At 69.4% G+C, this 22,415-nt stretch carries 22 protein-coding genes and 1 pseudogene; 13 read left to right on the top strand and 10 right to left on the bottom strand.

Features of this window, described 5'->3' with window-relative positions; all coding sequences use genetic code 11:
• Position 1: 1 nt before the first annotated feature.
• The 5 genes and pseudogenes from PVT71_RS16890 (at position 2) to PVT71_RS16870 (ending at position 7,472) form a co-directional block, all read left to right on the top strand.
• Positions 2–664: pseudogene (locus tag PVT71_RS16890) on the top strand (isochorismatase family protein).
• A gap of 57 nt (positions 665–721) precedes the next feature.
• Positions 722–853 carry an amidase family protein gene (locus PVT71_RS16885; RefSeq protein WP_353475557.1) on the top strand — a complete coding sequence of 44 codons (132 nt, stop codon included), beginning with the start codon at positions 722–724 and terminating at the stop codon, positions 851–853.
• Between the two features lie 714 nt (positions 854–1,567).
• Positions 1,568–2,890, top strand: coding sequence for an RsmB/NOP family class I SAM-dependent RNA methyltransferase (locus tag PVT71_RS16880; RefSeq protein ID WP_353475230.1), 1,323 nt, complete (start codon positions 1,568–1,570; stop codon positions 2,888–2,890).
• 213 nt (positions 2,891–3,103) lie between these two features.
• Complete coding sequence (locus PVT71_RS16875) at positions 3,104–5,233, top strand: VCBS repeat-containing protein (protein WP_353475229.1); 2,130 nt, start codon at positions 3,104–3,106, stop codon at positions 5,231–5,233.
• Positions 5,234–5,330: 97 nt separating this feature from the next.
• Positions 5,331–7,472, top strand: coding sequence for an FG-GAP-like repeat-containing protein (locus tag PVT71_RS16870; RefSeq protein ID WP_353475228.1), 2,142 nt, complete (start codon positions 5,331–5,333; stop codon positions 7,470–7,472).
• Between the two features lie 29 nt (positions 7,473–7,501).
• Here PVT71_RS16870 and PVT71_RS16865 read toward each other — a convergent pair whose 3' ends face one another.
• The 6 genes from PVT71_RS16865 to PVT71_RS16840 all read right to left on the bottom strand — a co-directional run bounded on the left by PVT71_RS16865 (position 7,502) and on the right by PVT71_RS16840 (position 12,647).
• On the bottom strand, positions 7,502–8,176 hold the full coding sequence (locus PVT71_RS16865; RefSeq protein WP_353475227.1) for a dienelactone hydrolase family protein: 675 nt from the start codon (positions 8,174–8,176) through the stop codon (positions 7,502–7,504).
• Positions 8,173–9,117, bottom strand: coding sequence for a ring-cleaving dioxygenase (locus PVT71_RS16860; RefSeq protein WP_353475226.1), 945 nt, complete (start codon positions 9,115–9,117; stop codon positions 8,173–8,175). Before PVT71_RS16860 ends, PVT71_RS16865 begins: the two co-directional genes overlap by 4 nt.
• 84 nt (positions 9,118–9,201) lie before the next feature.
• Positions 9,202–10,023: an alpha/beta hydrolase gene (locus PVT71_RS16855; protein WP_353475225.1), complete on the bottom strand. Its 822-nt coding sequence runs from the start codon at positions 10,021–10,023 to the stop codon at positions 9,202–9,204.
• Between the two features lie 148 nt (positions 10,024–10,171).
• The gene (locus tag PVT71_RS16850) at positions 10,172–10,438 is read right to left on the bottom strand and encodes a UBP-type zinc finger domain-containing protein (RefSeq protein WP_353475223.1); all 267 of its coding nucleotides are present in this window, start codon (positions 10,436–10,438) and stop codon (positions 10,172–10,174) included.
• Positions 10,439–10,449: 11 nt separating this feature from the next.
• Entirely contained in the window at positions 10,450–11,355 is a 906-nt protein-coding gene (locus PVT71_RS16845; protein WP_353475222.1) for an AraC family transcriptional regulator, read from the bottom strand.
• 365 nt (positions 11,356–11,720) lie between these two features.
• Entirely contained in the window at positions 11,721–12,647 is a 927-nt protein-coding gene (locus PVT71_RS16840) for a LysR family transcriptional regulator (protein WP_353475221.1), read from the bottom strand.
• A gap of 93 nt (positions 12,648–12,740) precedes the next feature.
• On the opposite strand from PVT71_RS16840, the gene PVT71_RS16835 reads away from it, so the two are divergent.
• The 3 genes from PVT71_RS16835 to PVT71_RS16825 all read left to right on the top strand — a co-directional run bounded on the left by PVT71_RS16835 (position 12,741) and on the right by PVT71_RS16825 (position 13,860).
• Positions 12,741–12,938: a hypothetical protein gene (locus tag PVT71_RS16835; protein ID WP_353475220.1), complete on the top strand. Its 198-nt coding sequence runs from the start codon at positions 12,741–12,743 to the stop codon at positions 12,936–12,938.
• A gap of 172 nt (positions 12,939–13,110) precedes the next feature.
• A complete protein-coding gene (locus PVT71_RS16830; RefSeq protein ID WP_353475219.1) occupies positions 13,111–13,332 on the top strand; it encodes a DUF1127 domain-containing protein in 222 nt (73 codons plus the stop codon).
• 78 nt (positions 13,333–13,410) lie between these two features.
• Positions 13,411–13,860, top strand: coding sequence for an ester cyclase (locus PVT71_RS16825; RefSeq protein ID WP_353475218.1), 450 nt, complete (start codon positions 13,411–13,413; stop codon positions 13,858–13,860).
• A 96-nt stretch (positions 13,861–13,956) separates the two neighbouring features.
• Here the strand turns inward: PVT71_RS16825 and PVT71_RS16820 are convergent, their stop codons facing one another.
• From PVT71_RS16820 to PVT71_RS16805, 4 genes are all read right to left on the bottom strand, one after another.
• Positions 13,957–14,445, bottom strand: coding sequence for a DUF4188 domain-containing protein (locus tag PVT71_RS16820; protein ID WP_353475217.1), 489 nt, complete (start codon positions 14,443–14,445; stop codon positions 13,957–13,959).
• Positions 14,446–14,601: 156 nt separating this feature from the next.
• Positions 14,602–15,258 carry a flavin reductase family protein gene (locus PVT71_RS16815; protein ID WP_353475216.1) on the bottom strand — a complete coding sequence of 219 codons (657 nt, stop codon included), beginning with the start codon at positions 15,256–15,258 and terminating at the stop codon, positions 14,602–14,604.
• The gene (locus PVT71_RS16810; RefSeq protein ID WP_353475215.1) at positions 15,255–16,001 is read right to left on the bottom strand and encodes a GntR family transcriptional regulator; all 747 of its coding nucleotides are present in this window, start codon (positions 15,999–16,001) and stop codon (positions 15,255–15,257) included. The genes PVT71_RS16815 and PVT71_RS16810 overlap by 4 nt, the downstream gene beginning before the upstream one ends.
• Before the next feature lie 271 nt (positions 16,002–16,272).
• Positions 16,273–16,953, bottom strand: a complete 681-nt coding sequence (locus PVT71_RS16805; RefSeq protein WP_353475214.1) for a GntR family transcriptional regulator — start codon at positions 16,951–16,953, stop codon at positions 16,273–16,275.
• A gap of 281 nt (positions 16,954–17,234) precedes the next feature.
• Between PVT71_RS16805 and PVT71_RS16800 the strand changes: the two genes are divergently transcribed.
• Genes PVT71_RS16800 through PVT71_RS16780 form a run of 5 tightly spaced genes read left to right on the top strand, consistent with a single transcriptional unit; the run spans position 17,235 to position 22,367 of the window.
• The gene (locus PVT71_RS16800; protein WP_353475213.1) at positions 17,235–18,281 is read left to right on the top strand and encodes a TRAP transporter substrate-binding protein; all 1,047 of its coding nucleotides are present in this window, start codon (positions 17,235–17,237) and stop codon (positions 18,279–18,281) included.
• Between the two features lie 7 nt (positions 18,282–18,288).
• The gene (locus PVT71_RS16795; protein ID WP_353475212.1) at positions 18,289–18,876 is read left to right on the top strand and encodes a TRAP transporter small permease; all 588 of its coding nucleotides are present in this window, start codon (positions 18,289–18,291) and stop codon (positions 18,874–18,876) included.
• Complete coding sequence (locus PVT71_RS16790; RefSeq protein WP_353475211.1) at positions 18,863–20,140, top strand: TRAP transporter large permease; 1,278 nt, start codon at positions 18,863–18,865, stop codon at positions 20,138–20,140. The genes PVT71_RS16795 and PVT71_RS16790 overlap by 14 nt, the downstream gene beginning before the upstream one ends.
• Entirely contained in the window at positions 20,140–20,859 is a 720-nt protein-coding gene (locus PVT71_RS16785; RefSeq protein WP_353475210.1) for an aspartate/glutamate racemase family protein, read from the top strand. Before PVT71_RS16790 ends, PVT71_RS16785 begins: the two co-directional genes overlap by 1 nt.
• Positions 20,856–22,367, top strand: a complete 1,512-nt coding sequence (locus tag PVT71_RS16780) for an amidohydrolase family protein (RefSeq protein ID WP_353475209.1) — start codon at positions 20,856–20,858, stop codon at positions 22,365–22,367. The genes PVT71_RS16785 and PVT71_RS16780 overlap by 4 nt, the downstream gene beginning before the upstream one ends.
• Positions 22,368–22,415: the final 48 nt, after the last annotated feature.

The raw sequence follows: 22,415 nt of genomic DNA, 5'->3' as shown, positions 1-22,415 counted from the left end.
GATGACCCGAGCGAAACCCGGATCGGGCCGTGCCCGAAGGAACGCGTGGGCGGGGCGGCCGGGGAATGGGCAGGGAGGGGCGCGGGGCGCGGAGGCGCGCCACACCGTCGAAAGGGAGATTTCCTCGATGAAGGACGACGCCTGGGCCCAGCCCGTGGCCGGAATTCTCGGGATCGGACAGACCTGTCACTGGACCGCCCCGCCCGCCGAGATCGACATGTTCGTGTGCGTGCCCTCACGGCGACGCGTCCACATCTCTACCCAGCCGCAGCCGGTGGTGTGCGGCCTCAACCGGACCGCGATCGTGGTCATCGACATGCAGAATAAATTCTGTGCCAAGGGCGGCCGGGTCGATCACATCGGCGGCGACGTCGAGCCCGACCGCGCGCCGATTGCGCCGCTGCAGGACCTGCTACGCGATCTGCGTGCCTTGGGCGTGCCGGTGATCTGGGTGATCTGGGGCGTGCGCCCGGAGCCGCGACCCTGCCGCCGAAGCTGATCCACCTCTAGAAGCCCACCGGATCGGGCACCGATCAGCGGCTTCTGGGACACGCCGCTCGATTCCGTCCAGCGCAACCTCGAGACGCGGACCGTGCTCATAGCCGGGGTGAACACCGATCAATGCGTGCGGCACACGCTGACCGACGCGAATTCCCTCGGCTAGGGCTGCGGCTGCGTCTTGGTCACCGACAAGCTGGCCTTCAGCCTCGATCGGCGCAACGTGCATTGCGACACGCCGCTGAACACCGCCGCGCCCTTGTGCCTGCCCGGAGGCGCCTCGAGCGGATCGGCCGCGGCCGTCGCGGCGAGGCTCGCGGATTTTGCCCTCGGCACAGACACAGGCGGCTCGTAGCGCATGCCGGAGGCCTCCTGCAGAGTCTTCGCGATACGGCCGAGCCACGGGGCCATTTTCCTCGAAGGCGTCACCCCCTTCGCGCCGAGCTTTGACACCGTCGGCTGGGTTACCCGCGACGCCGGAACCCTGTCGCAGGTCGGGGACGTTGCTTCCCGCAGGGAGGAAGGTGCCGATCCACGAGATCTGCGTCGCCGCAGATGCCTACGCGCTTTGCGACGCGGCGTTCGGCACGGCGCTGCTGGTTTTCGCACGAAGGCAGTCGAATGGGCCCGACGTGGCGCTCTTCGCCGCGGAGTTGCAGGCATATTTTCAGGGCCTATCACCTGATGCAGGCGAGCGACATCTGTGCGAGCCTCGGACCCGCGCAGGGACGGATCCGGCCGGTCTTCGCCCCCGACATGGCGCCGCGCTTCGCGGGGGGCCTAGCCGCCAACTCCACATTTCCGACATGCATACCCTGTCGAACATCTTCTCCGTCGCATCTGCGCACACTCCGACTGGCGCGATCGCCATCGCGCGGACACCGCCCCCGCCCGGAAGCCCGCGTACTGCGCCCAACCTTTCCGCCGATGCAAAAAATGCCGGTTTCCAAGAGCGGGTGCGCCCAGTAAACAGGCCGGCATCGCCGTAGGGCCGCAGGTGACCGATCCGCCGGTCCCGGAAGCACCTCACTCGCCTTTCCCTTAGCTTTTGCCATCTGATCGCCTGACCATGACCCCATCTGCCCGCCTGCAAGCCGCCCTCGATCTCATGGGGGAAGTCGACAGCGTCGCGCGCCCCGCGGATGCCGTCATCTCTGCCTGGCTCCGCGCCCGGCGGAAGTTGGACGACAGGGACCGGGGCGCCATCCTCGAGATGCTCCAAGAGCTTCTTCGCCATCGCGCGCGGCTTGGCTGGTGGCTGGACAGGTTCGGGCGCGGCGACACGCCCCGCAACCGGCTGCTGGCCTGGCTCATGCTGGCGGAGGGCCGCACGCCCGACCAGGTCAAACGGCTGTTCAGCGGCGGCAAGTTCGCGCCCGCCGCCCTGACGGACGCCGAGGCCTCGCTGCTGAACAAGCTGCGGGGCTGCACGATGGTGCATCCCGCCATGCCCGAGGAGGTGCGCCTCGAATGCCCCGACTGGGCGGCCGGTCCGCTGCGGCGGCGTTTCGGCGAGGCCTTCGGGGCCGAGATGGCGGCGCTGCTGACGCCGCCGACCCTCGATCTGCGGGTCAACACGATCAAGGCGACGCGCGAGGCCATGCTGCTCGAGCTGAAGGCGCTCGGGATCCCGGCGGAGATGTCGACGCTGGCGCCCCACGGGATCCGCGTGAGGGAGCGCCTCTCGCTCGCGCGCCTCGATCCGCTGAAGAGCGGCGAGATCGAGATCCAGGACGAGGGCTCGCAGCTTGTCGCCATGCTGGTCGATGCCCGCCCGGGCGATCGCGTGGTCGACTTCTGCGCCGGTGCCGGCGGCAAGACCCTCGCCATCGCCGCGCAGATGAACAACAAGGGCCGCATCATCGCCTGCGACGTCAACGAAGGCCGGCTGAAGCGCTCCGCCGAACGCTTCCGCAAGGCCGGGGTGCACAATGCCGAGACGCGCCTGCTGGCCAGCGAGACCGACCGCTGGGTCAAGCGCCACAAGGGCGGTTTCGATCGCGTCCTCGTCGATGCGCCCTGCAGCGGCACCGGCACCTGGCGGCGCAATCCCGACGCCCGCTGGCGCGCGCCCGAGGAGAAGGGCCTCGACAACCTCGTGGCGCTCCAGGCCCGGATCCTCGCCAGCGCGGCCCGGCTGGTGAAACCCGGTGGCCGGCTGGTCTACGCGACCTGCTCGATGCTGCCCGAAGAGAACGAGGAGCAGGTGACCGCCTTCCTCGCGGCGCACCCGGACTTCCGCGTCGTGCCGCTGCGCGAGACCGCGCCGCAGATGACCGGCTCGGCCCATGGCGAGCATCTTTCCCTGACGCCCGCGCGCCATGATACCGACGGCTTCTTCGCCGCCGTGCTGCAGCGCGGGGCGCCTGCACCGGAGGCGGAAACCGCCTGACCTTTCGGGCGGTTCATGCCCCTTTCGCCCGTCAAGGGAGGGGCGCCGGCGTTGGATTGCTGACCCCGGGAACCGCGGAAGGGGAGACCCTTCCCGGTATGGGTATATTCGCTTCGGGGTAGACGCGCATTGACGTCATTCTCCCGATGCGACAGTCTCTTTGCATATTTGTTCAGCAGATTTGAGTCGATCCATTTCATTCGGGAGGCTTCAATGCCTGCTTCAAATCCTATTGCCTCGATATTCGACTTTCCCGATCTGAACCCGATCGCCCAAATTTCCGGCACGGGGCGGACCGAGGCGGAAAGCCTCACCATCGGCAGCGGATTCCAGGTCAGGAGCAACCCCCATCCTTCGGCAGGCCAGTATCTCGAGGCCATTGCACCGGCCTCGCAGGCCGGGGGCATATTTTCCGGCGCCGCGGGATATTATGACCTGACACTGGGATATTTCGACGAGAGCGACGGCGTTTCCTTCATGGAAATCCTCGTGAACGGCAGCGTCGTCTCCTCCTTCGCGTGGGATTCCGCGACCGGCAGCCAGATCGTCACCGCCGCCGCCAAGGCGGAGCACGTCGTGACGGGTGTGGCGCTGGCGCCCGGCGACGTCATCGAGCTTCGCGGCATGGCGGATGGCGGCGAGCCGCTGCGCACCGACTATCTCGACGTCAGCGCCGGCAGCGCCCCCGGCCCGGCCAGCAGCTTCGCCGTCGAGGCGGAGGACCTGACGCTCGTTTCCGGCTTCGAGGCGGTGCGCAACGGGGCCGCCTCGGCCTCCTACGTCCTGCAGCAGTCCGGCGGAGGGACCGCGCGCGCGAGCTTCACCATGGAGCAGACCGGCCATTTCGACCTGACGATCCGCTATTTCGACGAGAGCGACGGCGTCTCGGAGCTCTGGGTGAAGGTGAACGGCGTCGAAGTCGACCGCTTCCTCTGGGACGACGTGACGGGCTCCACCCTCGCCAGCAAGGCCAGCCTCGCGCAGCATGTCATCGCGGGGCTCGACCTGCGGGCCGGCGACGTGATCGAGCTCGAGGGGCGGGGCGACGGCGGCGAGCCGCTGCGCCTCGACCGGCTCGACTTCGAGGCGCGGGACGATGCGCCCGCGGGGCCCTTGCCGGATCTCTGGTACGAGGACGGCAACGACGTGGTGGTCGCGCTCAATGATGGCAGCGGCGCCTTCACCGAGGTGGTGACCGGCATCACCACGGACGTCACCTATTCGGCGGGGGGCGCCATCCGGGCGGGGGCCTCGATCCTGAGCGCGGATCTCGACGGCGACGGGCTGAACGACTTCCTCAAGGTCTTCACCACCGGACCGGAGCTTCCGGCGATCCCGGCGGGCGCGTCGCAGGTGCCCTACCGGTTCACCGTCACGACGGAAGTCTACCTCAACGACGGGGCCATGGGCTTCGATCTCGCGGCGAGTTCGGACGAGGTCTTCGACATCCTGATCGGCGACGTGGAGCTCGACGCCGGGGAGCCTCCGGCAGACCTGTTCCGCGCCCATGCCGCGGGCGACATCGACGCGGATGGCGACATCGACTACCTCGCCGGAAGCTACCTCGGCGGCGCGCTCTTCGTGCTGGAGAACGACGGGGCCAACGCCTTCTCGCTGCAGGCCGCAACCCCCATCGCGGTGCTCGGCTACACGCCGAACGAGGCGCTGCTGGCGGACATGAACGGCGACGAGTTGCTGGATGCCGTCGTGACCACCGGCGCCGACTGGAACGGCCTTGCCATCACGGTCAATGACGGCACGGGCCAGATGGTCACAACCGCCGGGCGCGGCGGCGGCGAGGGCGGCGCCGGGAACCCGCAGGTCGCCGACCTCGACGGAGACGGGGATCTCGACGTGATCTACTCCCTCGCGGGCGAGGACTCCGCGCTCTATGCCGTGCTGAACGACGGGACTGGGCATGAGGATGGCGCCGGCGTGCGGATCGGCACGATCGACGGTGGCGTGGGCACGAAACTCGCCGCGGATTTCGATGGCGACGGCGACGTCGAGATGGTGACGGCCTCCCTCAGCGACGAGGACTACGGCGTGCCGGCGGGGCTGCGGACCTTCGAGCTTGTGCGGGACGCTGCGGGCGACCGGTTCGAGGAGGTTTCCTATGACCCGGACATCGTGGGCCGGGTGCTCGCGCCGGAAGATTACGACGGCGACGGCGATCTCGACATGCTGATCTTTTCCTCGGGCCTGCGGCTTCTGGTGAACGATGGCGCGGGCAATTTCAGCCTCGGCGACGAGATCGTGCCGCCCTTCGTTTCCACCGAGGTCTCGTGGGTGCCGCGCGTCGGCACCGGCGATTTCGACACGGCGGACACGTTCCTGTTCTGAGAGGTCCGGGCCGAGCGGCGCATTCCGGGCCACCGGCACTGGCTGCGCGTGACCGGATGCGACGTGCTGAAGCAATCAGGGAGGTCCTTCAATGCCCATGTCCTATTCCGCTTCTTCGATGTTCGATTTCCCGAATTTCTCGCCAACCGCGGGAATCCCGGGGGCCGGGCGTATCGAGGCCGAGGCCCTGACCATTGGCGCGGGTTTCCGCGCGGCGTCGAATCCGCACGCCTCCGGGGGGCGCTATCTCGAGGCCACCGCACCGGCGTCGCAGGCCGGTGGATTATTTACCGGGGCGACCGGCTGGTACGATCTGACGCTCGGCTATTTCGACGAGAGCGATGGCGTGTCGCACATGGAGATCCTCGTGAACGGCAGGGTCGTCGACGCCTTCGACTGGGACTCGACCGCTGGGGGCGGCATCGTCACCGCCGCGGCGCGGGCCGAGCATACGGTTGCCGGGCTGCTGCTGGCGCCGGGTGACGTCCTCGATCTGCGCGGCGCGGCGGAGGGCGGCGAGCCGCTGCGGACCGACTATCTCGAGATCTCCGCGGGCAGCGCGCCCCACGTTCCGGAAAGCCTGCGGGTGGAGGCAGAGGATTTCGAGATCACCGCGGGCTTCTCGGTGGTGCGGAACGGCGCGGCCTCGGGCGGGTTCATGCTCCAGCACAGCCAGGGCAGCACGGCCTCGGCGCGCCACACGGTCGCGCAGGCCGGCTGGTTCGACCTGACCGTCGGCTATTTCGACGAGACTGACGGCGTCTCGCGGATGGAGGTGCTGATCAATGGCGACCACGCCTTCGGCACGGCCTTCGACTCGACGCAGGGCAGTGCCATCGCGAACCGCGCCAGCGCCGCCACGCTGACCGGGACGCAGGTCTGGCTCGAGGCGGGCGACACGATCGAAATCACCGGTGCGGGGGATGGCGGCGAGCCGTTCCGCGTCGACTATCTCGACCTCGTCGCGGTCGAGGGGCCGGACGACGGACCGGGCCCCGTGGCGCGATCGCTCGACCTGCGCTACGGCCGCGACGGGGTGGCCTACATCGCGCTCAATGACGGGGCGGGCGGGTTCACCGAGCAGCCCTATACGCTGCCGGACGCGCGTGGCTATCGCTACGCGCGGGACTACGACGGGGACGGGCGGCTCGACTTTCTCGTCGCCTGGGCGACGCTGCTGACCCCGATCGAGGGCAACGACCGGCCGGCGCCCGTCGACATCGACTTCGAGCTGACCACGACCTTCTACCACAACGACGGCGGCGGCCTCTTCAGCAAGGAGGACCCGCGCAGCGAGGTCTTCACCATCACCGTCGGCACCTATCCCTATTTCGAGAACGGCGGGACGATCTCGGAACTGGTGCAGCTCATCGACGCGGATGACCTCGACGGGGATGGCGACATCGACATCGTCGCGACCTCCTACGGGTCCGAAAGCCTGCTGGTCTTCGAGAACCGGGGCGAGCAGGGCTTCGAGCTGCTGCCGCCATCCCCGGCCTACCTCGGCTACAACGGCAATCCCGGCCAGATCGGCGACATGAACGGCGACGGGTTCCTCGACGTGGTGATCAGCGCCGGCAACGAGGTCAGCGGCGTCGTGGTGATGCTGAACGACGGCACCAACCATTTCACAAGGGCCGGGGCGCTCTCGCCCAGCGACGACGGCAGCACGAACGAGATCATCGTCGACATGGACGGCGACGGCGACAACGACGTCCTCATGCAGGCGGTCAGCGACGGGGCCGGGGTCTATGTCTATCTCAACGACGGAACCGGCAGGCGCATGGCCGAGGCTCCGGCCTATCCGCTGAGCTACGACAATTATGTCGGGCGCATGGTCGCGGGGAACTTCGACAGCGATCCCGAGGCCGAGATCATCATGCCCGGCTTCGTGGACGCGCGCGAGGGCATCGAGCCGGGGTTGCGGGTGGTCAGCCTGAACGCTGACCGCAGCGCGCTGGAGTTGGAGTCCTTCGATCCCGGGATCGTCGGTGAGGCGGTGGCCGTCGGCGATTTCGACGGCGACGGGGATCTGGACTTCCTGCTGGTGCCCCGGCTCGAGGACCTTGACCCCGACGATCCGATCCCGGTGCAGGTCTCGCTGATCCTGAACGACGGCGAGGGCAATTTCACCAATGCCGGGCCGGTCACGCCGGTTTTCGAGGACGAGAGGTACTACACCTATTCGAACCCGGCTGTGACGGTCGGGTATTTCGACGATCCCTTCCCGGTGGCCTGACCGGACAGGCGTATCCCGCCCGCCGCGCCTCAGCGGGCGCGGCCCTCCGCGCCCGTCGTTCCGCGATTGAGCCAGCCCCTGAGCGCGGTGACGTCTTCCTGCGCCAGCGCATGGCCCAGGCCGGGGTAGACCCTGCGCGTCACGTTGGCCCCGAGCCTCTGCATCTGCGCGGCGCTCTCGGTGAAGCGGGCAAGCGGGATGTGCGGGTCGCGCTCGTGGCAGCCCATGTCGACGTGCAGTCCGTCGAGCCGCTGCGGATAGTCGAAGCGCTTGGGGCCGTAGCCGTAGAGATCGTCGCGCGGCGGGCCATCACCGTCGCCGGTGCCGAGCAGCGCGCCCGAATAGCAGAAGGCGGCGGAAAGCCCGGCGCCCTCGCGCGCGGCGAATTCGAGGGCGAGGCAGCCGCCCTGGCTGAACCCCGCGACGCTGATCGCACCGCGCGCGAAGCCCTCGTCCTCGAGCGCCGCCACGCAGGCCCGCAGGGTCGCGAGGCCGCGGTCGAGCCAGGGGGCGATCTCGGCGTCGGGCGCAAGGAAGCTCGTCGGCCACCAGGACCGGCCCGGCGCGTCCGGGGCCAGCAGGGCGAGATCGGGCAAGGCGAGCGCCTCGCCGAGCCCAAGGATGTCCGCCGCCGAGTTGCCGCGGCCGTGGACCAGCACAAGCGCCGCCGTGGCGCGGCTGGCGGGAGCGCCCGCGCGTCTCATCGTGCCGACCCGAGGCGGGACACCTGCGCGGGCTTCAGCTCGGGCAGCACGCGTTCGAGCCGCGCGCGGAACGGCTCGTATTCCTCCGGCAGCTTGAGCGCGGTGCCGAGCGCCTCGGGCGCCTCGTCCACGGCGAAGCCGGGCGGGTCGGTGGCGATCTCGAAGAGCACGCCGCCCGGCTCGCGGAAATAGACGGCGTTGAAATACTGCCGGTCGATCACCGGGGTCACGTCGAAGCCCGCGGTGGCCAGCCGGTCGTGCCACTCGAGCTGGACCTCGTCGCTCTCGGCCCGGAAGGCGACGTGGTGGATGGTGCCGGCGCCGCTGCGGGGCAGGGTGGGCGCGTCCGAGCGGAGTATGTCGATGACCGAGCCGCGCCCCGACCCTGCCGCGGTGAAGCGCAGGCGCTCGGTGCCGCCCGTGGTCTCGCTGCCCGCGGCGCTGTAGCCGAAATGCTCGGTCAGCACGCGGGCGGTCGCATCGGGATCTGCCTCCCAGAGCGTCACCGAATGGAAGCCCGCCAGTTCATCGCCCGCGCCCTCGACCTCGATCAATTCGACCGGCGCGTCGTCGGCGTCGCGCAGCATCAGCATCCGCGCGCCGAAGCGCTCCACCGGCCCGTCGAAATCCACCGCCGCCAGTGCGAGCCGGTCCATCCAGCCCTCGAAGGCGGCGGAGAGCACCGCGTAGGCGACGGCGCTCGCCATGCCGGGGCCGGCGCGGCCGGGTCCGGCGTCGGTGAAGGGGAAGAAGGTCATCAGCGTGCCCGGCGTGCCCGCCGCGTCGCCGTAGTAGAGGTGATAGGTGTCGGGCGCGTCGAAGTTGACCGTCTTCTTCACCAGCCGCTGCCCGAGGCAGCCGGCATAGAAATCGAGGTTGGCCTGCGGGTCGCTGCAGATCGACGTGACGTGGTGAAGCCCGGGTATCGCACCGATAGGCATGTCTGACCTCCTGTCCTCTTGCGCGGCGTAGCGCGGCTTGCCCGCATGGATAGCAAGGCGCGCGGCGCCGATCTACGGGTCTCGTCAGCCTTCGATGAAGGCGAGCAGGTCATGGTTGAACCGCTCGGGCTCGGTCTCGGCAAGCCCGTGCGAGCCGCCCGCATAGACCTTGAGCGTCGCGTTGGGCGTGATCTTCACCGCCTTCTCGGCGGCGGCGGCGATCGGCACGATCTGGTCGTCGTCACCATGGATGAAGAGCAGCGGCACGTCGATGCGCCTCAGGTCCTCGGTGTAGTCCACCTCCGAGAACTCGTGGATGCAATCGTAGAGCCCCTTGATCCCCCCGGCCATGCCCTGCAGCCAGAAGGCCTCCTGCAGCCCGGTGCTGACCGTGGCGCCCTCGCGGTTGTGGCCGTAGAAGGGCACGGCGAGGTCGCGGAAGAACTGCGAGCGGTTGCTGGCGACGCCGGCGCGGATGCTGTCGAAGACGTCGATCGGCAGGCCCTCGGGGTTCGCCTCGGTGCGCAGCATGAGCGGCGGCACGGCGCCGACCAGCACCGCCGCCGAGACCCGCGCGGTGCCGTGCCGCCCGAGGTAATGCGCCACCTCGCCGCCGCCGGTGGAATGGCCAACCAGCACGAGGTCGCTGAGGTCGAGCGCCTCGATCAGCTCGGCGAGGTCGTCGGCGTAGCGGTCCATGTCGTTGCCCTCCCATACCTGCTGCGAGCGGCCATGGCTGCGCCGGTCATGGGCGATGACGCGGTAGCCCCTCGAGCCGAAGAACAGCATCTGCGTCTCCCAGGCGTCGGCCGAGAGCGGCCAGCCGTGCGAGAAGAGGATGGGCCGCCCCTCGCCGAAGCTCTTGTAGAAGATCTGCACGCCGTCCGAGGTGGTGAGAAAGCTCATGGGTCCGTCTCCATGGTCCGAAGGGAAGGGCCGCACCGGGGGCGGGCCCGCAGGACCTCAGGCTAGGGCAGGAGGGACGTGCGATCTTGCAGGCGTGTTCGGGGGCTATCACGTTCGTACCCGCGGCGCGGGTCAGGCGCTCCCGGGATCAGAGAAGCAGGTCGTCGGCAAAGCACCAGGACCAGCGCTCGCGCGGCTCGAAGGAGGCGATGACGGCGTGGCCCGTCGCCTCCCAGTGGCCGCGGGCGTGGCGGTTGGGCGAGCTGTCGCAGCAGCCGACATGCCCGCAGCTGCGGCAGACGCGCAGGTGCAACCAGCCCGACCCCATGGCGACGCAGGCCGGGCAGACCGCGCCGCGCTTGGCCTCCTCGGTCGGCAGGTCCTGCAGGATCTGGTCCAGGTGCGCGCAGCTCATGTTCGGCCCGCTCATTGGCTGCGCTGCCGCCAGCGGCCGGGAGAGGTTCCCTCCAGCCGTTTGAAGATGCGGGTGAAATGGCTCTGGTCCGAGAAGCCGCAGGTCAGCGCGATCTCGACCAGCGGCAGGTCGGTGGTCAGCAGCAGGCGCCGCGCGCGCTCCACCCGCTGGCTGAGCAGCCACTGGTAGGGGGAGAGGCCCACCGTCTCGCGGAAGGACTTGAAGAAGCCGTTGCGCGACATCTCGAGCGTTCTTGCGATCTCGGCGATCGAGGCCGGCTCGCCGAGCCCGGCCATCAGCAGCTCCTGCGCCTGGCGGATGGCGACGGGGCCGAGCCGGTGCGCCTCGTCCCCGGGCGTCGCGCCGTCGCCGCGGTGGCGGTGCAGCAGGTGCGCGCCCATGGCGACGGCGAGCTGCTCGACGAAAAGCGCATCGGCGGCGTCGGGCTGGGCGAGCGCGGGCAGGATCGCCAGCGCGAGGTGGCGCAGCACCTGGTCCTCCTGCGCCTGGATGCGCGCGAGATCGCCGCAGCCATGGTCGGTGAGCGTGGCGGCGTTCTTCAGGAAGTCGGGAGAAAGCTCGATCAGGAAGAAGTCGAAATAGCCGTCCATGTCGGCGGAATAATTCTCGTCGAAGTCGCGGATATAGATATCGCCGCTGTCGAATATTCTGTCCCTGCGCCCGCCGCGGGTATGGCCGGTCCGCCTGTGCCCGTCGACGAGCGAGACCCCGACCAGCAGGCCGCGGTCCTGCGCGGGCGTGTCGACATGGCTGCGGTGACGGCCCTCGGCAGCCTTGCGGCGGAACACCATGTCCTGCGTCGAAAGCACCTGGTCGACCCGGAGCTCGGAGAGGGAGCAGCCAAGGGAATCCTTGTGTCTCGAATGGCTTGATGGTTCGGCGAAAGGGGCGTTCATCGGTACCTCGTGGCGTCCGCGCAGGCCGCTCGCGGTGCGGCCGGAGGTGGCCGGCGGCGGGCGGCGGGCAGGCGGGAAAGGGTCGGAAGTCGCGGCGAAATTCGGCTACTGAAAGTCGGCTCCCGAAGGAGCGTGGAATGGGCTGTGCGGGAATTCGGATCGGCGGCGGCCCGGCCGGAGTTGGGGGCCATGACATGATTTCCGGAAATGACCTTAGCACGGGTTCCGGGAGTTGCTTTGGAAAATAGTGCCCCGGCTATCACGTTCGTATCCACCGGCCATTTTCCGCGGGGCATCAGCCCAAATACCGCGCGGAGTGCAAAAGGATTGGCCCGTTGCGGAACGGCGGAAGGGCGGGGGTTCGCCTATGAGGCGAGCAGCGTCAGCCGGATCTGCTCCTTCAGCCAGGCGCGGAGCAGCTGCATCCCCTCGGTCCCGGCCAGCTCGGGCGTGGTCACCAGCCACCAGGCGCTCGTCGCCCTCATCCTTGGCCCGACCGGCAGCAGCAGCCCGTGGCGGATGTCGTCCTCGATCAGCAGCGTGCGGCCGAGCGCGATGCCGAGCCCGCCGACCGCGCCCTGGATCGCGAGGTCCGAGCGGTCGAAGCCGATCCTCGGGTTCGGGCTGTCCGCGTCCCGGCCCAGCAGGCGCCAGTAATCCGCCCAGGTCCCGTCGGTGCCGAACTTCTCGGCGCCGCGCGCGCCGAGGAGCGGCGTGCGGCCATCGCGCAGGAGCGTTTCGTCAGGCTTCCTGTTGCGCATCATCCGGCTGCCGATGACCGGCTGCAGGTCGCAGGGGGCGAGCCGGGTCGCGTGCAGCCCCGGGTAGGGGCCGGCCCCGAAGCGGAAGCCCGCGTCGACATCGCCGGTCTCGAAGCTCACCGGCTCCTCGCGCACGTCGACGGAAAGATCGAAGCCCGCCCGCTGCGCATCCGGCATCCGCGGGATCAGCCATTTCATCGCCAGCGCGCTGAGCACCGACAGGCGGATCGAGGTCTCCGACCGCAGGTCCCGCGCCGCGTCGAGCGCCCGCGCCGCCTCGTCGAGGCTGCGCACCGCCGCGCCGCAGAGCAGCGTGCCGGCGCGCGTCGGATGCACCCGGCGCGTGGTGCGCTCGAAGAGCACGAGGTCCAGCGCCTCCTCGAGCGAGCGGATGCGGTGGCTGACACCGCTGGGATCGAGCCCGAGTTCCTGCGCGGCCCCGGCAAAGCTTTGTTGGCGATAGACCGCGGCCAGGACAGTCATCGACTGCACCAGCTTCTCGAGGGGCAGGCTGTTCCGCGGCTCATTCATGAGGGAAAGTCACGCACTCATGCTGGGGGACGTCTCGGTCGGCGGGATCCACATTGGCATATTTCCGGGGAAACCGACAGGAGCCCCGACATCATGGACATCCACCTCCCCCGCACGTTCGACCCCGCGACGAGGCCGCCCGCGCCTCTCGCCGACCTCGCCCGGGTGCTTGCCGCGCTTGCCCTCTTCGCCGGGCTCGGCCTTGCCGCCGCGCATGTGCCGGGCTGGTCCGGCGCGCCCGGCGCCGGGATCTGGCACGGAAACGCCGCCCTTTCGGCCCCGCAGCCCTGAGCAGAGGCGGGATCGCAGGCCGGCACTGGGCCGCCCCCTGCGGAGACCGGCAGCAAGAATTCCCGGCGCATGGTCCATGTTGCCCATCGCCGGGACAGGCCCCTCCGACCCCCCCCCCGCGCCGCTCGAGGCTACCCCCCGGCCGACGCGTCACGCATGAAAGGACAGACCGATGACCTCGTTTCCCCTCGCCCTGTTCCGGGCCCGCCAGATCGACAATCCCTTCGCGACCCGCATGCGCAGGCTTGCCCACGAGGCCTCCGTCCGGCGCGGCGTCCGCGACCTGCAGGAGCTTGATGACCACCTGCTGCGGGACATCGGGCTTGCGCCCGAGGACTTCGCCGACGCCGCCCGCTACGGGCGCGATTTCCGCCTGATCCGCGAGCTTCACTGAGCCCGCCGCAGGCCCGGCCCCGCCTCGGCGCGGGACCGGCATTCCCCGAAGGCCTTCACGACAATGGAAAGGAACGACATGACCAACCCGAGGATCACGACCAACCGGGAGACCGTCGCGCGGTTTCTGGCAGGCACCCATTCGGAGCGGATCGACGACGTGGACATCATCGACGAGACCGTTGTGCCGCATATCGTCTGCCACGGCTTCCCCGGCTTCCCGGACGGCGAGTTCAGGGGGCGCGAGAGCTACAAGGCGTTCTTCCGCATCTTCCGCCAGTCCTTCAGCGAAATGAGCTTCGAGACGCTGAAGACCCTCGCGACCGAGGAGTTCGTCTCGGCCCACTGGGAGATCCGGGCGACCCATTCCGGCGCGTTCGCGGGCATCGACCCGGACGGGGCCCGCGTCGTCTTCGACGGGGTCGCGCTCTACCGGATGGAGGAGGGGCTCATCGCCGAGACCTGGCTCAGCATCAACCTGCCGCTGCTGATGTCGCAGCTTGGCAAGCGGCAGGCGGAACTGGCCTGACAGGAGCCGGGGCGTTCGCGCCCCGGTCCCATCTCGGGAAGAAGTGCAGAAGATGCCCCGAGCCCTCTCCCGGACCCGCGCCCTCGAGCGGGTCGGTCAGTCGAGCCGGCCCGCCATGCGGTCGCGGGCGGCCGATTGCGCCTCCTTCTGGCGGCCGATGGGCACCAGCTCGGCGGCGGCGGCAAGCCCGTAGGGCGGCATTCCCGAATAGGCGCACTCGTCGTCGCCAGAGCGCACCTTGCAGGTCTCGTGCCAGATGCCGACGTCGTCCCGCGCGCCCTTGACCCGCCTGTTGACGGCGACCCAGGCGGGCCAGTGCCGGTTGTCCTTCGCGCGGGCATAGCTCTCGAGCTGCTCGAACGAGCGCCAGTATTGCGCGATCACGCCGGGCCGCACCGGCGTGGTGCCGAGAAAACCGCAGGACGGCCCCGCGGCCTGCAGTTCCTTCACCATCCTCGGCATGGCGATGAAGACCGGCCACCAGGTGCCGATCTTCCAGGGCTTGTTGATCCGCATCCCGATCAGGAACACGACGAAATCGCCCTCGATGCGGGCGGTGAACCGGCCTTTGATCGGTCTGGGCATCGCCGCTCTCCGCCGGTCTGGTTTGTCCCGGCGGGAAGCCTCGCAGAATTGGCGCACGCGCGCGCCTGCGATCATGGGGAGCCCCATCGGGCGGAGGGCCGGCCGCCCGCCTTTACGGTTTTGGCCTTCCAGCGTGAAGGGCACGTCTCGCCCGGATCACTCGGCGCTGCGCAGGGTGCCGCGGGCCATCCAGTCGCCGAGCGACGGGGTGCCGAGGTCGAACTGGTCGGAGGTGCGGGAATAACCCTGTCCGCCCATCCGCCCGACCGCGCCAAGGCCGATCTGGTCGATCCACTTGCGCTCGGCATCGACGAGATCCTCGCGGATGTGCAGCGCGACGACCCGGCCGAGCACGATCTCGCGGCTGCGGCCCAGCTCGATCGTCATGTGGCGCACGCATTCCAGCGCAGCCGGAGCCTCGGCGATGCGCGGGCATTTCACCGCGGTGCCCGGCGCGGTGCTCAGCCCCGCCTCGTCGATCTCGCTGGTGCCCTCGGGGAAGTCGATCGCGCAGATGTTCATCCCCTCGACCAGCGCGTCGTCGACGATGTTGACGGTGAACTCCTCGGTCAGGCGGATGTTGAGCGCCGTATCCTTGAAGCTCATGTCCTCGTGGTTCTCGATGCCGATGGCCAGCACGGGCGGATCGGCGGTCAGCACGTTGAAGAAGGAGAAGGGCGCGGCATTGACCTGCCCGTCGCGCCCCAGCGTCGTGACCAGCGCGATCGGCCGCGGCACGACGGTGCCGATCAGCAGCTTGTAGCGCTCGCGCGGGGTGATTTCCTCGAAATTGAAGGTCCTGTATCCGCTCAAATGTCCTGTTCCCTTGCCATGGTCGCGGAGCCGGGCCGCGCGCCGTATTTCATGAGGATGTCGCCCAGCGGCCGCTCGGCCCGCCCGTCCGAGACGAGTGCGCGGGCGGCGACCGAGCCGACGTGATGGTCCATCAGCGCCGCCGCCTTTTCCGCGTCGCCCGTACTCAGCGCGACGATCACGCCGCGATGCTCGGACACCGCGCACTCGGCGGAATGCGGGCGCGCGTAGAGCGCGAGGATCAGCGACGAGCGACATACCAGCTGCGTCACGTAACCCTCGAGAATGTCGTTGCCCGAGAGCTCGGCCAGCAGCTGGTGGAACTCGCCGGCGAGGCGGATCGAGACCCGTTCGTCGCCGGCCCTGCGGGCGTCCTCCTCGAGCCGGACATGCGCCTCGAGCCGGCGCGCGAACTCCGGCTGCCAGCGCGCGGCGACGGCGTGGACGACCTCGCGTTCCAGCGCGCGGCGCACCGAGAAGACGTTGCGCGCCTCGGCCAGCGTCGGCTGCGCCACGGTGGCGGTGCGCTTGTGCCCCAGCTCGACCAGCCCGTCGCCGTGCAGACGCTGCAGCGCCTGCCGCACGAGCGTCCGGCTGATGCCGAAGGGGCGGCCGATGTCGTCCTCGGGAAGGCGCGTGCCGGGGGGCAGCTCCTGATCGATGATCGCCTGCCGCAGCGCCCGGTAGGCCGCTTCGGCGCCGGTTCGGCCGGGATCAAGAGGGCGGGGAGGGGCGTCGGTCATAAGGGTATCATCTCGGGAATCTTGTATACGCGCAAGTATTCTCATTTTGCTGAATGCTTGCGCAAATGTGTGGAGAATTTGCGGGAAACATGGGCGTCACAAGGCTTCCTTGCGTGGCGGCATTGATGTGTCGCATGAAAGGCGCCGCCCCGGCGCGCGTCATGTATACGTGATGCGGCAGCAATTCACGTGACTTCCGATGGTTCCTCCCCGCAAAGATCCCAACCAGATCAGGCGTCGCCGCGGGCAAGCTCGGACGCGAGCGCCCGGCTCAGCCTTCCGCGAAGACGTCGTCGAGGTTTGGCCGGGCCATGCCGCGCTGCTCGAGGTCGAGGCTGCCCGCGATCCCGTCGATATGGCTGTCGATCAGCCGTGCAAGGCGGTCGCCGTCGCGCGCCAGCAGCGCCTCGGCGATGCCGGCGTGCTCGTCGCAGGAGCACTGGTCCGCACCGGGCTTCTCGAAAAGCTGGATGATCAGCGACTCCTGCGCGATCAGGTCGACGAGGTAGCGGCTCAGCACCGTGTTCGCGGCGATCTGCGACAGCAGCACGTGGAATTCCCCCGAGAGCGCGATGATCCGGCGGCGGTCGCCTGCCTCGCGCGCCCCGTGCTCCCTGGCGATATGGGTGCGCAGCTTGGCCTCGTCGGCCGGGCTCACCCTTGCGAGCGCCTCGCGCGCGATGGCCTGCTCGATGCAGCGCCGGGCGACGAAGAGATCGGCCGCCTGCCGGGCCGTCGGCCGCGCCACCGAGGCGCCGCGGTTGGGCTCGTGATCGACGAGCCCGTCGAAGGCGAGCCGGGCCAGCACCTTGCGGATCGTGCCCCGGGTCGTGCCGAAGATGCGGCAGAGCTCGACCTCGCGAAGCCTCTGGCCGGGCAGCAGCCTTCGCTCGCCGATCGCCGTGCGGATCCGGTCGTAGACATCGCTTTCCACCGCATTGAGACGTGCCATGGGCTGCTCTTTCCTGAGGGCTTCCGGCTGTTTTTTAAGCTGGATTTCCGGCGTCTGCAATCGCGCGGGCGTCGCGGTGCGGACGGGCTTTCCAAGTGGCAAATATTAGAAAATAAATAATTAAATGTGATTTCATCCCTGTTCCGACCCCCACAGGCACGAAATTTGCGCACAAAATAAATTTGAATTGTTAACAATAATGTGCCGCTTTTGGGCATCCTCTCGATCCCGCGCACGGCGGTCGGAGTTGGTTCACCACCTTGCAAGCGGAGTTGTCGCCCATGTTCAGATCGTCCCTTCTCGCCTCGCTCACCCTCGTCGCCGCGGGAGCGCTCACCGCGCTTCCCGCCTCCGCGCAGCCGCTGCGCTGGCTGACCCAGTCGCAGGAGTCCGCGGCACAGTACCCGGCCGAGATCGCCGCGATCGAGGCGGCGGGCGGCGCCGGGTTCGAGGTCACCCGCAACGAGTTCCAGGTGCTGGGCCTGAACCTTGCCGACGCGCTGCGGCTGGTCGGCTCGGGCGCCTTCGATCTGGCAACCGTGCAGGTCGGCACCGCGGCCAAGGACGACCCCTTCCTCGAGGGCATCGACCTGATCGGCGTCTCGACCGACATGGCTGACCTCAAGGGCGCGGTGGATGCCTACCGCGAGGCCTTCAACGCCCGCCTCGGCGAGAAGTTCGGCGTCAAGGCCATGGCGATCTGGCCCTTCGGCCCGCAGGTCTTCCTGTGCAATTCCGACATGACCTCGCTGGCCGATCTCGACGGACTCAAGGTCCGCTCCTTCACCGCCTCGATGTCGACGCTGCTCGAGGAACTGGGCGCGACGCCCGTCACCCTGTCCTTCCCCGAGGTCTACCCGGCGCTGCAGCGCGGGGTCGCCTCCTGCGGCGTGACCTCGCCGACCTCGTCCAACACCGGCAAGTGGCCGGAGGTGACCACCCATCTCTACCCGCTGTCGGTCTCGGGCTCGGTGCAGGCGCACATGGTCAACCTCGGCTGGCTGAACGGGCTCGACGCCGAGAAGCGCGCCGCCTTCGAGGCGGTGATGGCCGACATGGAGGAAGCGCTCTGGACGCTGGCGATCGAGACCAACGGCACCGCGCAGTCCTGCTCGACCGGCGGCGATTGCCCCGAGGGGATCTACACCGCCTACGACATGACGCTGGTGCCGGTGTCGGACGCCGACAAGGAAAAGGTCGCCGAGATCTCGGCCACGAAGATCCTGCCGGAATGGGGCGCGCGCTGCGAGGCCAGCTACGCGGGCTGCATCGCGCTCTGGAACGAGACCGTGGGCGCCGCGCGCGGCCTGACCATCGCCTCCGAGTAAGCGCGGCATGACCTCTCTGTTGGGGATCGCCCGCGGGCTGGCCCTGGCGCTCGCGCTTGTCGCGGGCGCCGCCGTCGCCCTGCTCGCGGTGCTGATCGTCGTCGATATCGCGGGGCGGGACGTCTTCGGCGTCTCGCTCCAGGGCACGGACGAGCTGGGCGGCTACGTGCTGGCCTTCGTCGGCTCGCTGGGCCTGTCGCTGACGCTGCTGAACCGCGGTCACCCGCGGATCGACATCTTCCTGCGGCTCTTTCCCGAGCGGCTGCGCGCCGGGCTGCACGTGCTGGCGCAGGCCAGCATCGCGGGGCTCGGCCTCTTCATGACCTGGCATGCGTGGGGCGAGCTGGCCGAGACCATCCGCTTCGGCGCGGTGACCAACACGCCGCTGCAGACCCCGCTCTGGGTGCCGCAGGCGATCTGGGTCGCGGGCACCGGGTTTTTCGCGGCGGTCGCCTGCCTGACCACGGTGCACGGGCTCTGGCTGCTCTTCACCGACCGTTCCGCGGTCGAAGCCGCCTACGGGCCTCCCACCGTCGACGAGGAAGTCGGCCATTACGTCGATCATGGCGAGGAGACGCTCCATGCTGGGCATTGAAGGCGCGGCCCTCGGCTTTGCGCTGCTGCTGTTCCTGCTGTTCATCGGGCAGCACATCGCCACGGCGCTCTTCACCGTCGCGGTGCTGGGCGCATGGCTCTTCTTCGGCGACGCCATGCTGCGGCCCTTCGGCACGATGATGTGGGGCACGCTCAACAACTTCCTGCTGGTCGCGATCCCGCTCTTCGTGCTGATGGGCGAGATCCTCGTGCGCGGCGGGGTGACCGAGCGCATGTACCGTGCGCTGGCCGACTGGACGCGGCCGCTGCCGGGCGGGCTGCTGCACACCAATATCGCCGCCTCGACGGTCTTCGCCGCGATCTCGGGCTCGTCGGTTGCCACGGCGGCGACCATCGGCACCGTCGCCTTCCCGACCTTCCGCCGCCAGAACTACGCCGAAGCCTGGGTCGCGGGCAGCGTCGCCTCGGGCGCGACGCTGGGCATCCTGATCCCGCCCTCGATCAACCTGATCATCTACGGCGCGATCACCAACACCTCGATCGGCGCGCTCTTCCTCGCCGGGGTGCTGCCGGGGCTCATCCTCGCGCTGGCCTTCATGGCGATCATCATCGTGGCGAGCCTGCTCAATCCTTCGGTCGCGGGCCGCCCCGAGCGCATGGCGCCCTGGCCCGAGCGCCGCAAGCGGCTGGGGGACTTGCTGCCGCCGCTGGCCATCTTCGTGCTGGTGATGGGGGCGATCTACCTCGGCTTCGCGACGCCCACCGAGGCGGCCGGGGTGGGGGTGGTCGGAGCCTTCCTGCTCACCGCCTGCTACCGCTCGCTCAGTTGGCGGATGCTGCGCGAGGCGCTGATCTCCACCGTCACCACCACGGCGATGACGCTGCTGATCCTCGTTGCCGCCTTTTACCTCAACTTCATCCTCGGCGTGCTGGGCGTGCCCGGTCAGGTCTCGGCCTTCGTGTCGGAGCTGCAGGTCGGGCCGGTGGCGATGCTGGTACTGCTGGTGGTGCTCTACCTGATCCTCGGCTGCTTCCTCGACGCGCTCGCGATGATGATCGCGACGATCCCGGTGGTGATGCCGGTGGTCACGCACCTCGGCTATGACAGCGTCTGGTTCGGCATCTTCCTCGTGATGATGTGCGAGCTTGCGCTGATTACCCCGCCGGTGGGCATGAACCTCTACGTGACGCAAAGCGTGCGCGGGCGCGGGCAGGTGGGCACGGTGATCCTTGGCGTGCTGCCCTTCCTCGCCTGCATCCTCGGGGTGGTGGCGCTCATCTCGATCTTCCCGGGACTGCTCTGATGCGCCTGCTCGCCCTCAATCCCAACACCTCGCCCGAGGTGACCGCGGCCTTCGTGGCCGAGGCCCGCCGCATCGCGCCCGAGGGCACCCTCATCGACGGCGTCACCGGCGGCTTCGGCGCGCGGATCGTGACCACCGAGGCCGAGAACCTGATCGCCGCCCATGCCGCGCTGGAGCTTGCGGCGCAGCACGCGGGCGGGGTCGACGGGGTGATCCTCGCGATCTCCTTCGACACCGCGCTGCGCGCGCTTTCGGAGCTGCTGCCGGTGCCGGTGGTCGGGCTGACCGAGGCGGCGCTGGCGGCGACCGGCGGCGTGCCCTTCGGCGTGGTGATCTTCGGCGCCTCGAGCCAGCCGCTCTACGCGCGCCTGCTGGAGGGCTACGGCTACAGCCCCGCCGGCTGGGAGGTCATCGAGTTCGCCTCGCGCGAGGACTATCTCGACGCCGAGCGGCGCGACGGCGCGGTGCTCGGGGCCATCGACAAGCTGGCGCAGGCGGGGGCGCAGGCGGTGGTGATCCTCGGCGCCGCGATCGTCGGCATGGCGGCGCGTCTCGCGCCCCGCGCGGCGGTCCCGGTCAGCGACGGCGCCGCGGCGCTGGCGCTCTGCCGGGACAGGATCGCCGGGGGTGCGGCTCAGCCCGCCCGGCCGGTGCCGATCGCGGAAAGCATCGGCCTCTCGCCCGCGCTCGCCGCCCTGCTCGCCGGGACGCAGCCATGAGCGACGCCCTCTTTCGCAACGTCCGCCTGCTCGATCCGGCGCATCCCGAGGGCATGACCTCGCCCTGCGACCTGCGCGTCGAAGGGGGCGTCATCGCCGCCATCGGTGACGGGCTCGCGGCCCCCGACGGGGCGCGGGTGATCGAGGGCCGGGGTGATCTGCTGATGCCGGGGCTGGTCAACGCGCATTTCCATTCCTCGGTGAACCACATGAAGGGGCGGCTGCCCTGCCTGCCGCTCGAGCTCTTCATGCTCTACGAGAGCCCGGCGCTCGAGACGCTGCGCCCGACGCCGCGGCAGGCCTACCTGCGCACGATGCTGGGCTGCATCGAGATGCTGCGAAACGGCACGACCGCGGTGATGGACGACTGCTTCTTCGTGCCCGAGCCCACGCCCGAGATCATCGACGCGGTGGCGCAGGCCTATGCCGACAGCGGCATCCGCGCGACGCTGGCGCTGGACGAGCCCGAGCTGTCCGAGATCGAGAAACTGCCCTTCCTCGCGGAACTCGCGCCGCCGCATCTGCAGGGCGCGCTGGCGCGGCGGCCGAGGCTCAAGGCGCCGGACCTGCTGGCGCTCTACGATCACCTGATCACCCGCTGGCACTGCGCCGCGGAGGGGCGCATCGGGGCGGCGGTCAGCTGCTCGGCGCCGCAGCGGGTCAGCCCCGAGTATTTCGCCGAGCTCGACGCGCTCAGCCGCGCGCATGACCTGCCGGTGCTGGCGCACATGCTGGAGACCCGGCTGCAGCGCGTTCTGGGGCACGAAAGCTTCGGCGGGCGGTCGCTGGTGCGCTACACCCATGACCTCGGCCTGCTCTCCGCGCGGATGCAGGTCATCCACGCGATCTGGGTGGATGCCGCGGACCTCGACCTCATCGCCGACGCGGGTGCGACTGTCGCGCACAACCCGATCAGCAACCTGCGGCTCGGCTCGGGGGTCATGCCCCTGCGCGAGATGCTGGACCGGGGCATCAGCGTCTCGCTCGGGGTCGACGAGGCCATCGCCGACGACGCGGTGAACCTCTGGTCGGTGATGAAGACGGCCGGGATGATCCATACCCTCTCGGGCGACGATCCCGATCGCTGGCCCACCGCGGGCGAGGTGCTGCGCGCGGCGACCGAAGGCGGTGGCCTTGCGATGCGCCGGCCGGGGCTCGGCACGCTGGCCCTCGGCGCGCCCGCCGACCTGAACCTTGTGGACCTCTCGAGCCTCGCCTTCCTGCCGCTCAACGATCTCGTCCGGCAACTGGTGCATGTCGAGCAGGGCGGCTCGGTGCGGTTGACCATGGTGGCGGGGCGGGTGGTCGCCGAGAAGGGGCGTGTCGTCTCGGTCGACGAGACGGCGCTGCTCGCCGAGGCGCGCGAGGTCTTCGCCGGGATCGCCCCGGTGCTGCGCCGCGCCGCCGCCGAGGTGGCGGACCTGCTGCCGGTCTACCGCGCCATACACGACCGCGCCGCCGCCCGCGACGTCGGGATGCGGCGCAAGCTCGAGAAAGGTCTCCTGTGAGCCTGCCCTGGACATACTCCGCCCTGCCATCCCGCCCCGCAGGCCATT

Source organism: Salipiger sp. H15, from assembly GCF_040409955.1.
Classification (GTDB): domain Bacteria; phylum Pseudomonadota; class Alphaproteobacteria; order Rhodobacterales; family Rhodobacteraceae; genus Salipiger.
This window is presented reverse-complemented; position numbering and strand designations above follow the sequence as displayed.

What these genes read in the sequence shown, in the direction of transcription:
- PVT71_RS16835 (WP_353475220.1), top strand. Translation starts at nt 12,741, where the DNA reads ATGGACATCCACCTCCCCCGCACGTTCGACCCCGCGACGAGGCCGCCC.
- PVT71_RS16820 (WP_353475217.1), bottom strand. Translation starts at nt 14,445, where the DNA reads ATGCCCAGACCGATCAAAGGCCGGTTCACCGCCCGCATCGAGGGCGAT.
- PVT71_RS16875 (WP_353475229.1), top strand. Translation starts at nt 3,104, where the DNA reads ATGCCTGCTTCAAATCCTATTGCCTCGATATTCGACTTTCCCGATCTG.
- PVT71_RS16850 (WP_353475223.1), bottom strand. Translation starts at nt 10,438, where the DNA reads ATGAGCTGCGCGCACCTGGACCAGATCCTGCAGGACCTGCCGACCGAG.
- PVT71_RS16790 (WP_353475211.1), top strand. Translation starts at nt 18,863, where the DNA reads ATGCTGGGCATTGAAGGCGCGGCCCTCGGCTTTGCGCTGCTGCTGTTC.
- PVT71_RS16840 (WP_353475221.1), bottom strand. Translation starts at nt 12,647, where the DNA reads ATGAATGAGCCGCGGAACAGCCTGCCCCTCGAGAAGCTGGTGCAGTCG.
- PVT71_RS16860 (WP_353475226.1), bottom strand. Translation starts at nt 9,117, where the DNA reads ATGCCTATCGGTGCGATACCCGGGCTTCACCACGTCACGTCGATCTGC.
- PVT71_RS16830 (WP_353475219.1), top strand. Translation starts at nt 13,111, where the DNA reads ATGACCTCGTTTCCCCTCGCCCTGTTCCGGGCCCGCCAGATCGACAAT.
- PVT71_RS16785 (WP_353475210.1), top strand. Translation starts at nt 20,140, where the DNA reads ATGCGCCTGCTCGCCCTCAATCCCAACACCTCGCCCGAGGTGACCGCG.
- PVT71_RS16800 (WP_353475213.1), top strand. Translation starts at nt 17,235, where the DNA reads ATGTTCAGATCGTCCCTTCTCGCCTCGCTCACCCTCGTCGCCGCGGGA.
- PVT71_RS16865 (WP_353475227.1), bottom strand. Translation starts at nt 8,176, where the DNA reads ATGAGACGCGCGGGCGCTCCCGCCAGCCGCGCCACGGCGGCGCTTGTG.
- PVT71_RS16845 (WP_353475222.1), bottom strand. Translation starts at nt 11,355, where the DNA reads ATGAACGCCCCTTTCGCCGAACCATCAAGCCATTCGAGACACAAGGAT.
- PVT71_RS16880 (WP_353475230.1), top strand. Translation starts at nt 1,568, where the DNA reads ATGACCCCATCTGCCCGCCTGCAAGCCGCCCTCGATCTCATGGGGGAA.
- PVT71_RS16795 (WP_353475212.1), top strand. Translation starts at nt 18,289, where the DNA reads ATGACCTCTCTGTTGGGGATCGCCCGCGGGCTGGCCCTGGCGCTCGCG.
- PVT71_RS16810 (WP_353475215.1), bottom strand. Translation starts at nt 16,001, where the DNA reads ATGACCGACGCCCCTCCCCGCCCTCTTGATCCCGGCCGAACCGGCGCC.
- PVT71_RS16855 (WP_353475225.1), bottom strand. Translation starts at nt 10,023, where the DNA reads ATGAGCTTTCTCACCACCTCGGACGGCGTGCAGATCTTCTACAAGAGC.
- PVT71_RS16870 (WP_353475228.1), top strand. Translation starts at nt 5,331, where the DNA reads ATGTCCTATTCCGCTTCTTCGATGTTCGATTTCCCGAATTTCTCGCCA.
- PVT71_RS16780 (WP_353475209.1), top strand. Translation starts at nt 20,856, where the DNA reads ATGAGCGACGCCCTCTTTCGCAACGTCCGCCTGCTCGATCCGGCGCAT.
- PVT71_RS16805 (WP_353475214.1), bottom strand. Translation starts at nt 16,953, where the DNA reads ATGGCACGTCTCAATGCGGTGGAAAGCGATGTCTACGACCGGATCCGC.
- PVT71_RS16825 (WP_353475218.1), top strand. Translation starts at nt 13,411, where the DNA reads ATGACCAACCCGAGGATCACGACCAACCGGGAGACCGTCGCGCGGTTT.